Source organism: Niabella pedocola, from assembly GCF_021044425.1.
GTDB lineage: Bacteria > Bacteroidota > Bacteroidia > Chitinophagales > Chitinophagaceae > Niabella > Niabella pedocola.
Map to the genome: position 1 here is coordinate 730,781 of NZ_JAJNEC010000007.1, position 15,534 is coordinate 746,314.

Below are 15,534 nucleotides of genomic sequence, written 5' to 3' on the forward strand. Positions count from 1 at the left end.
GGAGTTGCATTTGACAACAGGCATATAAAACAGCTCAACCCTGTTATCCCGCTATAAAATGATACTTTAAATCTTATCTTCGGATAAGATTTTTTTTGCCTTCACCGGGCGTTTTTCCTGGACAATGCACCTCAACGCCGGAGATCCTGCCAAATGGCAAAATAAGGTTGTACGAAGCATGGCAATGGACCAGCGGCGATCGTTCTGCAGGAAACTCCTTCATTGAAAAATAATAACCGTTTACATTTGCAGCTCGAATACATCCCATGGCCAGAATAAAGATCACATTACCAGAAATCTTCCCTTTCTCCTGCACCATACCGGTAAGAATTACCGATATTAATTATGGAGGGCATGCGGGCAATGATGCCCTGCTGGGTATGATCCACGAAGCACGGGTTCAGTTCCTGAGCCGGATCGGATATACCGAACTTTCGATGGAAGGCGTAGGACTGATTATGGCGGACGTAGCCATTGAGTTTAAAAACGAAGCCTTTATGGGAGAAACCCTCCTTGTATCGGTGGCTGCCGGCGATTTCCAGCGGGTGGGCTTTGATTTGTATTACCGGGTCGAAAAAGAGATGGAAGGCAAAAAGGTTCCGGTTGTATTTGCCAAAACAGGTATGGTTTGTTTCGATTACACCCAGCGTAAGATGGCGCCCATACCCGCAGCGGCCTTGCAGAAACTGATGCAGATGGCACCCAACAACGGGCAGCAGTAATGCAATCGCCTGTATTTTCATCCACGTTGCCCCATAAAGAAAATGGCTGTACCAACTTTATTGATACAGCCACTCAATATTTTAATACATCTGCCGGTACTTAAGCCGCGGCCTCTTCCTCCGCCTGATCGATCTCTACCACCAGGTTATCGATGATAAACTCCTGGCGATCCATGGTATTTTTACCCATATAATATTCCAGCAATTGCTGTATATGATCTCCCTGCTCCAGGCGCATTAACTGTTTGCGCATATCCCCTGCAATGAACTGGGCAAATTCTTCCGGGCTGATCTCCCCGAGTCCTTTAAAACGGGTTACTTCCGGTTTACCCGTCAATTTCCGGATGGCTGCTCTTTTTTCCGCCTCGCTGTAACAGTAAATCGTTTCTTTCTTGTCACGTACACGAAACAGCGGCGTTTCCAGCACATACACTTTCTCCTGTTTTACCAGTTCCGGAAAGAACTGGAGGAAGAAGGTCATGATCAGCAGCCGGATGTGCATCCCGTCCACATCCGCATCCGTAGCAATGACAATATTATTAAACCGCAACCCTTCCATTCCCTCTTCAATATTGAGTGCATGTTGCAAAAGGTTGAACTCTTCATTTTCATATACCACCTTTTTCGTAAGTCCGAAACTGTTCAATGGCTTTCCCCGCAGGCTGAACACCGCCTGTGTTTCTACATTCCGGGCCTTGGTAATAGAACCACTGGCACTATCTCCTTCCGTGATAAAAATGGTGGTTTCGTTCTGCTTGGCAATGTACTCTTCCTTATTCTTTGCCGGCGGCTCCTCGTTTAAATGTACGCGGCAGTCCCGCAGTTTGCGGTTATGCAGGTTTGCTTTCTTTGCCCGTTCATTGGCCAGCTTTTTAATCCCTGCAAGATCTTTACGTTCCCGCTCACTTTGCTCGATCCGCTTCTTCAGCATTTCTGCAATTGACGGATTTTTGTGCAGAAAATTATCCAGCTCCCGGGAAAGGAAATCCCCAATAAACTGCTTCATGCTGGGACCATTGATATCCACGTTCTGCGATCCGAGCTTTGTTTTGGTCTGGCTTTCGAATACCGGTTCCACCACTCTAACGGCAACAGCGCCTACAATGGCCCCGCGGATATCCGAGGCTTCATAGTCCTTTTTATAAAATTCGCGGATGGTTTTTACAAACGCTTCCCGGAAGGCCTGCTGGTGGGTTCCGCCCTGTGTGGTATGCTGACCATTTACGAAACTGTACAATTCCTCCCCGTAGTCATTCCCGTGGGTAACGGCCACTTCAATATCCTCCCCTTTCAGATGAATGATCGGGTAGCGGATCTCATCTTCATTGGTCTTGCGTTGCAACAGATCCAGCAACCCGTTGCGGCTAAGATAGGTTTTGCCGTTAAAAACGATCTTTAACCCTGCATTCAGAAAACAATAGTTCCAGATCAGGTTTTCGAGGAACTCCGGGTGAAATTTGAAGTTTTTAAAGATGGTATCGTCGGGGATGAAGGTAACCATGGTTCCGTTGCCTTCCCCGGTTTTTCCCTCCTTGCTTTCTTTTATTAAGACCCCACGCTCAAATTCAGCGGTTTTATCCTTCCCGTCCCGCACGGCAACCACTTTAAAATAATTGCTCAGCGCATTCACCGCCTTGGTACCCACCCCGTTCAATCCTACGGATTTCTGGAAGGCCCTGCTGTCGTACTTCGCCCCGGTATTGATCTTACTCACTACATCCACCACTTTCCCCAACGGTATGCCACGTCCATAATCCCGGACGGTAACGGTATTGTCCTTGATGGTTAGCTCAATGGTTTTGCCGTAGCCCATCATGTACTCGTCGATACAGTTATCCATTACCTCCTTTACCAGTACATAGATCCCGTCGTCTGGACTACTGCCATCGCCTAATTTCCCGATATACATCCCCGGACGAAGACGGATATGCTCTTTCCAATCCAGACTTTTGATACTATCCTCGTCGTATGTTACTCCTGCCTTTGGTGCTGCCATTTCTTTTGCCATGAATCAAATCCTTTTTAAAATACTGTATTTCAATCCGTTCATTTTACAGCCCGGAATGAAACGCCCAAATGTAAAAAGATTTTGGGAGATTAATGACTGATTTTCTCAACACAAACCTTCCAGCCGGTTTAAACCTCTAATAACAAATTGTGCAGATCCGCGAACCGGTTATAAGAATGTGGCCAGCTCCATTCCAAATAGTCCCCCGCCTGTCTGCCTTTATTATGAAATGTTGTTCAGGTCCTGTTGCGTTTCGGGGTAGCTTTACGTTTTTGTATAAAAATACCATGCTATGAGAAGAATGCTTTTCGTTTTGTTAGTGGCCGCCCTTGCAATTGCCTGCCAAAAGCCAACACGCGCTGATTTGAATCCTGAAAATGCGATAATTGCCGGTGATTTTATCACAAAAAACTACTCCAGCGATGCGGTGCAACTCTATCTCCGGGATGTACAAAATGCACAGCACCACCGCCACAACAACCCGGCAATCGACTCCCAGCAACTTGCCTCCACGCTAAAAATATTCCAGGCTGTTTATGATTTAAATACCCCGGAAACGCAATATATTTTCAATACGCGAAAAATCCATTCGCGGCACTGCTTTAGCACGGGCTCGATCCTTTTAAAAGTAGATACCGCACAGCCGGAAATAAAACAACTTGCTGCCGGAAAAATTCCTACCGGCAGCCCCGTTCTTGACAATATACTCTTAAAATACCAGTTTGATTCTGTACGGCTGGTTTATGGATATCCCCAATTCAACTGGCTATCAATCAATACATCTCAACTATTGAATACCCTTCCTATCTTTAACGAGCTGAAACAGATTCCATCCATTCTGATAGCGGAACAAAATGGCGGATGTTTTGACGGCGACAATATTGTTCTTTTGAAGGAACAGGATGCCATAAAGATCACCTTCTCTGAAGGCGGCGGCGATTGCCCTGCAGGCTGCACGTTCCGGAAGTATTGGGATTTCCGTGTTAAGAATGGCACTGCTACCTATTTAGGTACACATTAATGTTTTGATTTAAGCAATAAATATCCCTATCATTTTATAAACAGTCTGGAATGCAATGATCATTCCGCTGAAGACTGGTGCTTTCAGCAAACGGCTGCCAGATACGGATCTGCTTCCAAAGAACGCACGGGTTATAAGCTCCTTTTTCCTCAGGAAGTGATTTTATTTTTCTCGGTATAGGAATCAATTACGGCACCGATGGCTTTTACCTCCTCATCACTTAAATCGCCCCAGATCTGCTTCCATATGCCTTCATCGTTCCGGATCTGGGTAATCTCATCAGCCCCGGCCATGCATTTATAAAACGTAACGCCATCCGTTGTTTCCGCAGGCGTTACCTGCAGCTGTGTCCGCTTACCGTCGATGGTTACTTCAATTGCAAACTGTTTCGTTCCCGTTTCCATAACATTTTTTTTAATGATGAAAAAGCCGGGCAGTGCCGACAGATATCTCCTAAAAAACTACCAAGATCAGGCCAAATAAGGGCACGGCTGTTAAGATTGCTCTTCAGCCGGTCATTTTGTAAGTGACACAGTATCAAAAAATACTTCTGCCGCTTTATTCCGGAAATGATATACAAAAGTCCGGTATCCCGCAGCCTTAAAGAGCAGTCCCCGCCGTAATGCCCGCCGGCTTGCCAAAATGCGGAAATACCCCCGTTCATTGGTTTTCCCGGCAAGTTTTCCATTGCGCTCACAGATAGAGATACCGGGAAGTCCGTGCCCCTGCAAATTGCTGACAAGTCCATAAAAAACAATCTTTCCGGCTAACGAATCGCAGACAGGATCAGACCACGAAACCGGATACTGCTTCAGCGCCTCTTTTATAGGCGGCAAGCCCATGGCTTTCCGCCGCGCATCCAATTTCGGCATCGCCCGTACAGGCCATAATACCGGATTGCCTTCATAATCCCCACCCATCTGCGTTCCGTAAAGCTGGAAGCGCTCCCGGAACATTTGTACGCGGTCATACAGGTAAGCAACATACATTTTGGGGGCTTTTCCTTCTTCAGCCGCCCGTTTCAGTACCGGAAGGTATTTTTCACGGGTAAGCGAATCCCCATGCTGAACAACAAGCCATAATGCTTTTGAAGCTTCCGTTGAAATCAGCCGTTGATCCGGCCAGCCATACTGGTCAATGATCCGGGTAACCTGCAGGGTATTTACGGAATCGGTTTTATTGATGTATTTCCAGTACCGAGCCACCGTATCTGCATAAGCACCGTATTTCGCCGCCAATGCGTTTAAGGTATCGCGGGGGGCCTGATCCTTCACCAGTATGTCTTCCAGCACGGTAGAAATACGGTCATAAGGAATTGGGGTTTGCCCCGGTGTGGCTTTATAGAAAAGCAGGAATAAAAGGATCCAAAACAACCGCATGATATACCGCTCGCCAAAGGCAGGGATCAGGAGCAGATATGGAATCGCTAATTTAAAATATAAAGTGGCAGAGCCCGGCCCGGAGCAGGATTGCGGAACGGTAACGGAATCTTTACTTTTACATTCAATCGTATACATTGGGTATTTAAATCCCCACCAAGCCAGGTTTGTCTTTACTAACAATGCGACCGTTCAAAAGTTCGGATAAAAAAAGGGCGCAAGTTTTCCTTACGCCCTTTTTCAAATCCTTTTATTGTTTTATCCCTCCGTCATCGTCACATGATCCTTATCGCTGTTTTCCGTCCAGCGAACCAGCACTTTCTGGGTTTCAAAAGAGTCGATATATTTCCCCACGTAGTCGGCCTGTATGGGAAACTCCCGGGTAAAGCGGCGGTCGATCAGTACACAGAGCTCCACTTTCTTTGGCCTTCCATAATCCAGCAGGGCATCAAAAGCAGCACGGGTAGTACGACCGGTGTACAATACATCATCAATCAGGATCACATCTTTACCTTCGATAGAAAACGGGATATCCGTTTCATTGGCGGCATGCAGTTCGTTCCGTACATCATCCCTGTAAAAAGTAATGTCCAGTTTTCCATAATCGATGGACTGCCCTTTCGATATTTTTTGTACTTCTGCATAAATGCGGTTCGACAAAAAAATACCTCTTGGCTGCAAACCAATAATGGCAATCTTTGAAAAATCTTCATGATTCTCCACGATCTGGTGCGCCAGCCGCTTGATGGTGATCGCGATCTCCTCTGCTTTTAAAATCAGTTTCAAGTTTAAACGGTTTCAGGTTTAACGCCCGCCTTACCAGACGGGCAGATTTAAGTTCCAAACGTTTCAACGATTACTCCTCGGCCATGAACGGGTACCGGTAATCAACCGGAGGATTAAAGGTTTCTTTAACCGTGCGCACACTCAACCAGCGATACAGATTCAGGATGGAACCTGCCTTATCATTGGTGCCGGAAGCCCGTGCACCACCGAAGGGCTGCTGGCCTACTACTGCACCCGTAGGTTTATCGTTGATATAAAAATTACCTGCTGCGTTAGACAGGCGTTTTGTGGCGGTTTCGATGGCAGCGCGGTCCGTTGCTATGATCGACCCTGTTAATGCATAGGGCGATGTGCTGTCTACCAGGTCCAGCGTCTTTTCAAAACTTCCGGCCGGGTATACATATACGGTCAGTACGGGGCCAAAGATCTCCTCACACATGGTTACATATTGCGGGTCTTTCGTTTCGATCACCGTAGGCTGAATAAAATACCCTTCCTTTTTATCACAGGTTCCACCCACCACAATACTGGCTTTGGAATCTCTTTTAGCCTTATCAATATATCCCTTTATTTTATCAAAGCTGCGTTCATCAATCACGGCATTGATAAAATTACTAAAGTCTTCCACCGATCCCATTTTAAAGGAGTTCACCCCTTCGATCAGGAGTTTCTTCACTTCCTTCCAGATATTGGATGGTATGTACGCACGGGAAGCCGCAGAACATTTTTGCCCCTGGAATTCAAAAGCACCCCGTAACAGCGCGGTTGCCACCACACCCGGATCTGCGCTTCTGTGCACCATCACAAAGTCCTTTCCGCCGGTTTCGCCCACAATGCGCGGGTAACTCCGGTACTTAGGAATATTCTTTCCAATGGTTTCCCACATATGATTGAATACACCAGTAGAGCCGGTAAAATGCACCCCTGCAAACTCCCGGTGATTAAAGCAAACCTCGCCTACCACGGGGCCATCCACGTAAATCAGGTTGATCACTCCATCCGGCAGCCCGGCTTCTTTCAGGATGCGCATAAAAAGCTGCGCGGAATAGATCTGCGTATGCGCCGGCTTCCATACCACCACATTCCCGCACATCGCGGCTGAAGTAGGCAGGTTACCGCCGATAGCTGTAAAGTTAAACGGCGTAATGGCCAGAACAAACCCTTCCAGGGGCCGGTACTCCAGGCGGTTATGCATTCCTGCGCCACTAATGGGTTGTTGTGTATAGATCTCACTCAGGAAGTGGACATTAAACCGCAGGAAATCGATGAGCTCGCAGGCACTGTCGATCTCCGCCTGGTAAGCATTTTTACTTTGTCCCAGCATGGTAGCCGCATTCATCTGTCCGCGGTATTTGGTAGCGATCAGATCGGCTGCTTTTAAAAAGATGCCCGCACGGCTTTCCCAGCTCATAGCTTCCCAGGATCTTTTCGCCCCCACCGCCGCATCCACCGCCTGCTGCACATGTTTCTTTTCACCGATGGAAAATTGTCCCAGTACGAACTTATGTTCATGCGGAGGACGAAGCGATTCCTTTTTGGATGTACGTACTTCGTCTGCCCCGATATACATGGGTACATCTAGTTTTTCGCCTTTCAGCAACGCAAGGGCGGCTTTCAGGTTTTCCCGTTCTTTACTTCCGGGAGCGTAGTTGAGCACCGGCTCATTGGCCGGTAAAGGGTAAGAAAATGATCCCTGGTGCATATTATCTCAATTTGAAGATTTGAAAATTTTTAATTTGAAAATGAAGCGCTCCGCCCTCTGAGGCCCTGAGCAGTTTCCATCCCCAACCATCCGTTTATCAGATATGGGTGCTGCGTTTCCCCATTGCTTAAACCGTTTCCTTCCGCTGCATCAGATACGCCTTGATAAAACCATCCAGTTCACCATCCATTACCGGCTGCACATTTCCAACCTCGTATTCGGTACGGTGATCCTTGATCATTTTATACGGATGGAATACATAGCTGCGGATCTGACTGCCCCATTCTATTTTTTTCTTGTTGGCATTCGCCGCATTTTTCAGTTCCTCACGCTTGCGCAGTTCTTCTTCATATAACCGGCTCTTCAGCATCTGCATGGCTTTTTCCCGGTTGCCCATCTGTGTACGTTCCGTTTGGCAAACGACCACAATGCCCGTGGGAATGTGGGTCAGGAACACTTTTGTTTCCACCTTGTTCACATTCTGCCCACCGGCACCGCCGCTCCGCGCCGTTTCCATTTTTACTTCAGAATCCTTGATCTCAATATCGATGGTATCATCCACCAGCGGATACACAAAAACCGATGCAAAAGACGTATGTCTGCGGGCATTGCTATCGAACGGCGAGATCCGCACCAGGCGGTGCACACCACTTTCTGCCTTTAAGAAGCCATAAGCAAAGGGCCCCTCAAACTGCAGGGTAGCTGTTTTAATACCGGCGCCATCTCCCCATTGCCAGTCCAGTTCGGTGATCTTCCAGCCCTGTTTTTCGCCATACATCCGGTACATCCGGGCGATCATCTCGGCCCAGTCCTGGCTTTCTGTTCCACCCGCACCCGAATTGATCTGGATCACCGCCGGCAGCTCATCCTCTGCCTCGTTCAGCGTGCTTTTGAATTCAGCATCTTCCAGCACACCCAATGCATGATCATACGCTTCCTGGGTTTCCGCTTCCGTGGCATCACCAGCCTTCCAGAAATCGAACAAGACCGCAAAATCCTCTACTGCTGTTTCGGCTTCCCGGAACAGGTTCATCCAGTATTCATTGGTCTTTAAATTCTTTAAAATTTCTGTGGCACGTTGATTATCGTCCCAGAAACCGGGACTTAACGAAAGCTGTTTATCTTCATTGATTTTCTGTTGACGGTTCTCGACGTCAAAGAAACCTCCTTATCCCGAGAACGCGGGACCGCATATCCTGTAATTTTTCCTGTGTCATAGGGCGCAAAGATACATCCTATTTCCGATTTATGGCCGGTTGCACAAACGATTGTTCACTCCAGGGAGAAAAGATCCCAGCGGTCTCAGAAGGGAACCGCATTAGAAAATGCAATCGTCTCCTCTATTCCTTACCGGGTCTCTTGAAAGGAACCCGGCAAGAGCCTAACCTATTCCTTCCCCCGCGTCCCCTGCGGGAGACACCGGGAGAAAGAATAATATTGTATGCAAAACAACCATGTTTATGATGACTGGCCAAACGCCGGTGCTGCTATGGGGCTTTACTTGCGTCGCTCCGTTCAGCTGCAGCACTGCTGTTCCTTTCCGGTGGAACATCAGGACACTAAGAGATCATCCTTTCCTTACCGGGTCTCCTGAAAAGGGACCCGGTAAGATGTAACACACCCCTTCCCCCGGCACCCCTGCGGAAAATGGGCCACACTTTTTGTGCTGCTTTGATCTTCCTTTAAATTTGCATCATCAATTGCTTTTGTCTCATGAAATACAAAATAAAACTGCCAGCACCATTCAATCAGCAACAGTTGCAAGATGAAATCAAAAGAGGAGGACGTTTTATTGTATACCAATATTGCATATCACTGGTGTTTGCTGTTACACTTAGAAGATTGTCTCCCGCTATTTTTATTCCGGCCGAACAAACAGGTACCCGGTACAAATACAAGTATAACCTGCTTTCCTGCCTTCTCGGATGGTGGGGAATTCCCTGGGGACCCATTTACACGATTAAATCGCTGCAACTGAACAACGCCGGCGGAATCGATGTTACCAGCGATGTACTGCTGAACATTACAGAAGAATCCTTTGGCACCTCCTGGATCGATCTCAAAGAAACTACGATGCTTTTCTCTCACCCCGAAAAAGCTTATATCCGTTCCTTCAAAAAAGCCTTTCACCAAAAGCTGCCTTCAGCATTTAGACCAGTACAGCTGATCGTAGGACTTTTCCTGAATGTTCCGGAAGGTACTGCGCCCTATTATGTAATCGGCATCGCCACAAAATACGATTTTGATCGAACCGTTGCCGAAATACAAAAGGCGCTTTATACCCAGTTTTATAAACATGTCCGTTTTGACTTCGTCGAGCTAGATACGCCGCAGCACCTGAAACTTGATCTGCCCACATATGATATTGACAGTTTAAAAGCGCAGGGGCTTCCCTTCCCTTACCCGGTTTCCTGAAACGGGCCCGGCAGGAGCTTGCTATTACTTTCCCCGGCGTTTCCTGCGGGAGACACCAGGGAGAAAGAACACAGCATCCGCCGAAGGTATCCGTATAAAAAGAGTAATCATCCTTTCCCTACCGGGTCTCCTGAAAAGGGACCCGGTAAGAATTTGCTATTTGCTTCCCTGCGCCACCAGTGGGAGGCCACAGGAGCAACCGGGGGAAACAACTACAGATACGAAGCATATTTTATATAAGAAAAATATTACCGGGCATTGTTCGATTGGTTTGCTCACACGGTTGGCCTATCTTTGCAAGTGCCGTTGACCAACGGTTCATTTTTAAACCAATCCATGTATTATGGATGACTTTATTGCGGCGCGGTCGCAGATGGCGCTTTCTCTGGGATTTCACATTATTTTCTCTTGCATCGGCATGATCATGCCGTTCTTTATGGCGGTTTCGCATTTTAAATGGCTGAAAACAGGAAACATTGTATACCGCAATGTAACCCGCGCCTGGAGCCGGGGCGTGGCGATTTTCTTTGCCACCGGAGCGGTTTCCGGTACCGTGCTGTCTTTTGAGCTGGGCCTGCTCTGGCCGGAGTTCATGAAACATGCCGGTCCCATTTTTGGTATGCCGTTTTCACTGGAAGGCACAGCTTTTTTTATTGAGGCCATTGCGCTGGGTTTTTATTTATATGGGTGGAATAAATTTAATAAATGGTTTCACTGGTTCACCGGTGTAATTGTTGGCGTAAGCGGACTGGCCTCCGGTATCCTGGTGGTGGCAGCAAATGCCTGGATGAACAGCCCTGCCGGCTTTGACTATGTGAACGGACAATACCTGAATATTGACCCTATTGCCGCCATGTTTAATGATGCCTGGTTTTCGCAGGCCCTGCACATGATCCTTGCGGCACTTACCGCCACAGGGTTTGCGGTGGCGGGTGTGCATGCGCTCATGATCCTGAAACGGAAGAATGTACTATTTCATACAAAGGCCTTTCGCATTGCAGCGGTATTTGCCTGTGCCGGTGCCATCCTGCAGCCGCTCAGTGGTGATATTTCGGCCAAGGATGTGGCAAAGCGTCAGCCGGTGAAACTGGCTGCGATGGAGGCCCATTTTAAAACGGAGGAAAAAGCGGCACTCATCCTGGGCGGCATTCCCGATGAGCAGCATGACACTGTGCGTTATGCACTGAAAATTCCCGGGGCATTGAGTTTCCTGGCCCATGGTGATTTTAAAACGCCTGTAACGGGTCTGGATGCATTTCCTAAAGAGGAACATCCGCCGGTTGTCATTACGCACTATGCCTTCCAGGTAATGGTGGGGCTTGGAATGCTGATGCTGCTGATTGCTGTTTTTTATTTTTTCACCCTGTGGCGAAAACGGAAATGGCTGGAAAAACGTTGGTTACTGAAACTGTTCACCATTGCTATCCCGGTGGGATTTATTGCCGTGGAAGCCGGTTGGACGGTAACGGAAGTGGGCCGCCAGCCCTGGATCATTTATGGCATCATGCGCACCCGTGATGCTGTTACCCCCATGCCCGGCATCGTTTATTCCTTTTATATTTTCACCGCCGTTTATGTTTCGCTGAGCATTATTGTAATGCTGCTCTTGTACCGGCAGGTAAAGATGGTGGGGAAATTGTATGATGTATCGTAGAAATTTGATGTCTGAGGTTTATCGTTTGACGCCCGAGACTAACGACAAACCAAAAACAATAAATAATAAAACATGCTTTATGTAGTTATGGCATATTTGTGGGCCTCGATCCTTCTTTATGTATTAATGGGAGGAGCTGATTTTGGTGCCGGTATCCTTGAGTTTCTTTCTACCCGTAAAAGCAAAGATCAAACCCGCAGGGTGATGTACCGCGCTATCGGTCCTATATGGGAAGCCAACCATATGTGGCTGATCATCGCCATTGTGATCCTGTTTGTTGGCTTCCCGGTAATCTATGCCACGGTATCCGTGTATCTTCATATCCCGCTTACCATCATGCTGCTGGGCATTGTAGCGCGGGGTACCGCTTTCAGTTTCCGGAATTACGATGCCGTACAGGATAAAATGCAGGTGGTATACTCGAAAACGTTTATGTATTCCAGTGTAATTACCCCATTATTCCTGGGGATCATTGCCGGAAGTGCCGTATCCGGAAAAATTGATCCGCAGGCCACGCATTTCCTGGATGCCTATATTTTTAGCTGGCTGGCGTTCTTCCCCGTTTCGGTAGGCATTTTTACGGCTACCATCTGCGGCTTCCTGGCCGCCGTTTTTATTATCGGCGAAACAAAAACGGAAACCGAGCGGCAGCGGTTCATTCAAAAAGCCCGGCATATGAGCCTCGCCGCCATTACAGCTGCGGCCCTGGTGCTGGTGGCCGCCTATATAGATGAGATTCCACTCGTGCATTGGCTTTTTGGAAATCCTGTGAGTATTGCCTGTGTGGTACTGGCCGCTATTTCGCTCATCTGGATGTGGGTTTCATTGTTCCGCGGATCTACCCGTTGGCTGCGGATCATTGCCGGGGCACAGATCACCTTGCTGTTAGTGGCTATTACTTATGAACATTACCCGGTACTGATCAACCTGAAAGATACGGAAGGCTTATCGCTGCTTACTCACAAGGGCTCAGACAAAACGATCCATGCGTTGGCCGTTGCGCTCCTTGTGGGAAGTATTTTTATTTTGCCTGCATTGTTCTACCTGCTATACAGCTTTAACCGGCAGGAAGAAACAGCCTGACCTATGCACCGGACTGCCTGGAAGAACAGCGATGATACGGCAGTAAAAGATCCGCCAAAATCCGCGGGAAACAGTTCCTTCATATAGTGGTAATACCGGAATCGCTATTATAAGGGACGGGCCTTTCTCCGTCTTTTATCTTCCCAGGGAATAAAAGCGCCCAATGTGCCACGAAACCGGCGGAAAAAATTTTCCCGCTGCAGGATCGATTTAAAGGGCTGCACGTAAGCCGGTGCCGGATCGATAACCGTATCCACCTGGTTTCGGCTCTTCAGCGTGTCTACCATAAAGGGGATATGCACGATGCGGGTACCGAACTTACGCCGGGTGAAACCCTTCATCATCGACGATTGAAAGGGATCCGTTACCAGGGCAATGGATTTGAAGCCCTGCTGCCGCGCAATCTGGTAGGAGTAGAAAACGTTTTCCGTGCTATGCTCGGCCCTGGTTTCATAAAAAATATGCGCTGCGGGCATGCCCAGTTGCCGCGCATAAAGCCCCATGATCTTTGCTTCAGAATAGGGTGTGTAAACAGCCCCGCCTGAAAATATAATATTCCGGATAATGCCCTGCTCATACAAATAGAGGGCCCAAAGCACTCGTCCCTTCATCACGGAATCCCATTTCCCTTCTTTAAACGGATACCCCGGAACAATACCTGCGTCAAAAGTCATTTTTTTTGAAAGGATCTCTTCATATAAACGTGTTGGACGCTTCCTGTACGAAACAACACATCCGCTTATAGAAACGGCCATTAACAAAATCCCCAGTGCAGCGATCATTTTTTGCAACATCGGGATTAAAAATACGGTAAAGTTCTGATGAATTTTAAATTCAAAATTCTAAGTACTCAATTCTAAGGAGCAGCATCTGACTTTTGGAAGTTGTATCGAAAGCCGCAAAATGGCATAACAAAAAAACCAATTAGCGCAAGGCACTAATTGGTATATAACAAATATCATCATCCGGTCTACGGAAATAGACATTGAACCACCCGGAACCAGGAGTTCTCAGTATTACATCAGGAATCCAAACCCTCAACCCAGAAACCGGGAACCGTTCCCCTTTAATGCATCATCTCTCCCATATCCATTTTTTCCTGTTTCCCTTTTTTCTTTTTAATGAAAAGGATAAAAGGAATACAGATCAGGAACATCAAACCCAGGTAAAGGAATACATCCATATAAGAAAGCACGGTGGCCTGTTTGGTTACCGTAAAATCGAGGATCTTATGTGCCGATTCCAGGGCTGCATCCGGCGTCATTCCTTTTGCGGTAAAGCTGTGTTGCAGGGCACTGACGCGCTGCTGTACATTCAGGTCGTTCACATCCAGCTTCGACACGAGGTCGTTGCGGTAAAGTATATTCCGGTTGGCAATAAACGTGGTGATCGCCGCCACCCCGAAAGAACCGCCCAGCTGACGCATCATGCCCGTAAACGCTGCCCCCTGGCCAATTTCCTGGCCCTTAAGGGTAGACAGTGCCAATGTGGTAATGGGAATGAACAATAATCCCAACCCTACCCCGCGCACAATCAGCATCCAGAAAAATGCATCCTTCCCGGTATCCGGCGTAATGATCCTATATCCCCAGAAACTATAAACAAAGAAGAGGAACAACCCGGTAGCCACCAAATATTGCTGGGGAACCCCTTTGGCAATCATCCGCCCGATAAAGGGCATCATAAATGCAGTTGCCAGCGTAGCCGGTATCATCAGCATCCCCGCCTGAAGCGCCGTCCACCCCAGGATGCTTTGCGTATACAGAGGAACAATAAACGTAGAACCATACAAACCAAAGCCCAGTATAAAAGACATCACGGTACCGATCCGGAGATTCCCGTTCTTTAACACCCTCAACTCCACAATAGGATTCTTATACGTAAGCTCGCGCCAGATAAAAAAGAACAATCCCAAAACCGCTGTGATCGTCAGCACCACAATTACCTTACTCGAGAACCAGTCGTCCTCATGGCCCCGCTCCAGTATATATTGCAGGGAACCAACGGTAGCGCTTAACAAAAAGATACCCAGCCAGTCAATTTCATGCGCGGCCTTTTTTTCAGCATATTTCGGACTGCGTACAAACTGCAGGGTGAGCAGAACAGCTATAATACCAAGAGGGATATTGATATAAAAAATGTAGGGCCAGCTGAAATTATCCACAATATAACCGCCGAGCGGAGGCCCCAGTGTTGGACCGGCAATTACACCCAACCCATAGATCGCCTGGGCCATGCCCCGTTTTTCTACAGGATACGATTCGGTAATGATTGTTTGAGAGGTTACCAGCAAGGCGCCGCCGCCTACACCCTGTAAGAACCGGAAGGCTACCAGCTCCCAGATATTGGAGGCATTACCGCACAAAAAGGAACAAACGGTAAACAATACAATGGATACCGCAAAATAGTTTCTCCGCCCAAATTGCTGGGAGAGCCAGCTGGTCATGGGTACAATAATCACGTTTCCGATCGCATAGGCCGTAATCACCCAACCTACTTCCGATAGCGTGGCTCCAAGGTTTCCCTTCATGTCGTTCAACGCCACATTCACAATCGTGCTGTCTACTATTTCAAGCAACGCACAAATGATCGCAGTCACGGTAACAATCACGCGCCGCGCACCATATTCTACAAGGGAGTCTTGCTGTTGCATAATTTCGATATCTGTTTATTGTAAATGGTCTGGTGGTGGTGAATACTCAATTGCCAATGGTGCGATGCAAAATGTGAGCAGGCAGAAATGCGCGTGTAACCTACGCCTATT

Annotated in this window: 13 protein-coding genes; 5 read left to right on the forward strand and 8 right to left on the reverse strand. The window is 47.7% G+C overall.

Annotation, left to right across the window (positions count from 1 at the left end; all coding sequences use genetic code 11):
- Positions 1-266: 266 nt before the first annotated feature.
- Positions 267-722 carry an acyl-CoA thioesterase gene (locus tag LQ567_RS23920; RefSeq protein ID WP_231008440.1) on the forward strand — a complete coding sequence of 152 codons (456 nt, stop codon included), beginning with the start codon at positions 267-269 and terminating at the stop codon, positions 720-722.
- A 100-nt stretch (positions 723-822) separates the two neighbouring features.
- On the opposite strand, the gene LQ567_RS23925 is transcribed toward LQ567_RS23920, so the two are convergent.
- On the reverse strand, positions 823-2,730 hold the full coding sequence (locus LQ567_RS23925; RefSeq protein ID WP_231008441.1) for a DNA topoisomerase IV subunit B: 1,908 nt from the start codon (positions 2,728-2,730) through the stop codon (positions 823-825).
- Positions 2,731-3,022: 292 nt separating this feature from the next.
- Here LQ567_RS23925 and LQ567_RS23930 point away from each other — a divergent pair, with 292 nt between their 5' ends.
- Positions 3,023-3,751 (forward strand): hypothetical protein, encoded by a 729-nt coding sequence (locus LQ567_RS23930; RefSeq protein WP_231008442.1) that lies wholly within the window; start codon positions 3,023-3,025, stop codon positions 3,749-3,751.
- 149 nt (positions 3,752-3,900) lie between these two features.
- On the opposite strand, the gene LQ567_RS23935 is transcribed toward LQ567_RS23930, so the two are convergent.
- From LQ567_RS23935 to prfB, 5 genes are all read right to left on the reverse strand, one after another.
- The gene (locus LQ567_RS23935; protein WP_231008443.1) at positions 3,901-4,155 is read right to left on the reverse strand and encodes a hypothetical protein; all 255 of its coding nucleotides are present in this window, start codon (positions 4,153-4,155) and stop codon (positions 3,901-3,903) included.
- A gap of 111 nt (positions 4,156-4,266) precedes the next feature.
- Positions 4,267-5,268 carry a DUF6624 domain-containing protein gene (locus LQ567_RS23940; RefSeq protein ID WP_231008444.1) on the reverse strand — a complete coding sequence of 334 codons (1,002 nt, stop codon included), beginning with the start codon at positions 5,266-5,268 and terminating at the stop codon, positions 4,267-4,269.
- A gap of 120 nt (positions 5,269-5,388) precedes the next feature.
- Positions 5,389-5,916: a bifunctional pyr operon transcriptional regulator/uracil phosphoribosyltransferase PyrR gene (pyrR, locus tag LQ567_RS23945; protein ID WP_231008445.1), complete on the reverse strand. Its 528-nt coding sequence runs from the start codon at positions 5,914-5,916 to the stop codon at positions 5,389-5,391.
- Positions 5,917-5,986: 70 nt separating this feature from the next.
- Positions 5,987-7,618, reverse strand: coding sequence for an L-glutamate gamma-semialdehyde dehydrogenase (pruA, locus tag LQ567_RS23950; RefSeq protein WP_231008446.1), 1,632 nt, complete (start codon positions 7,616-7,618; stop codon positions 5,987-5,989).
- 127 nt (positions 7,619-7,745) lie between these two features.
- Positions 7,746-8,835 (reverse strand): peptide chain release factor 2 gene (gene prfB, locus LQ567_RS23955; RefSeq protein WP_143019614.1). Its coding sequence is split into 2 segments (ribosomal slippage): positions 7,746-8,774 and positions 8,776-8,835, totalling 1,089 coding nucleotides; the frame shifts between segments, so codons are not numbered across the junction.
- 496 nt (positions 8,836-9,331) lie between these two features.
- Between prfB and LQ567_RS23960 the strand changes: the two genes are divergently transcribed.
- The 3 genes from LQ567_RS23960 to LQ567_RS23970 all read left to right on the forward strand — a co-directional run bounded on the left by LQ567_RS23960 (position 9,332) and on the right by LQ567_RS23970 (position 12,770).
- A complete protein-coding gene (locus tag LQ567_RS23960) occupies positions 9,332-10,033 on the forward strand; it encodes a hypothetical protein (protein WP_231008447.1) in 702 nt (233 codons plus the stop codon).
- 343 nt (positions 10,034-10,376) lie between these two features.
- Positions 10,377-11,687 (forward strand): cytochrome ubiquinol oxidase subunit I, encoded by a 1,311-nt coding sequence (locus LQ567_RS23965; RefSeq protein ID WP_231008448.1) that lies wholly within the window; start codon positions 10,377-10,379, stop codon positions 11,685-11,687.
- A 72-nt stretch (positions 11,688-11,759) separates the two neighbouring features.
- Positions 11,760-12,770, forward strand: a complete 1,011-nt coding sequence (locus tag LQ567_RS23970) for a cytochrome d ubiquinol oxidase subunit II (protein WP_231008449.1) — start codon at positions 11,760-11,762, stop codon at positions 12,768-12,770.
- A gap of 107 nt (positions 12,771-12,877) precedes the next feature.
- On the opposite strand, the gene LQ567_RS23975 is transcribed toward LQ567_RS23970, so the two are convergent.
- Positions 12,878-13,444, reverse strand: coding sequence for a YdcF family protein (locus tag LQ567_RS23975; RefSeq protein ID WP_231008450.1), 567 nt, complete (start codon positions 13,442-13,444; stop codon positions 12,878-12,880).
- Between the two features lie 392 nt (positions 13,445-13,836).
- Positions 13,837-15,423: a DHA2 family efflux MFS transporter permease subunit gene (locus LQ567_RS23980; RefSeq protein WP_231008451.1), complete on the reverse strand. Its 1,587-nt coding sequence runs from the start codon at positions 15,421-15,423 to the stop codon at positions 13,837-13,839.
- Between the last annotated feature and the right edge of the window lie 111 nt (positions 15,424-15,534).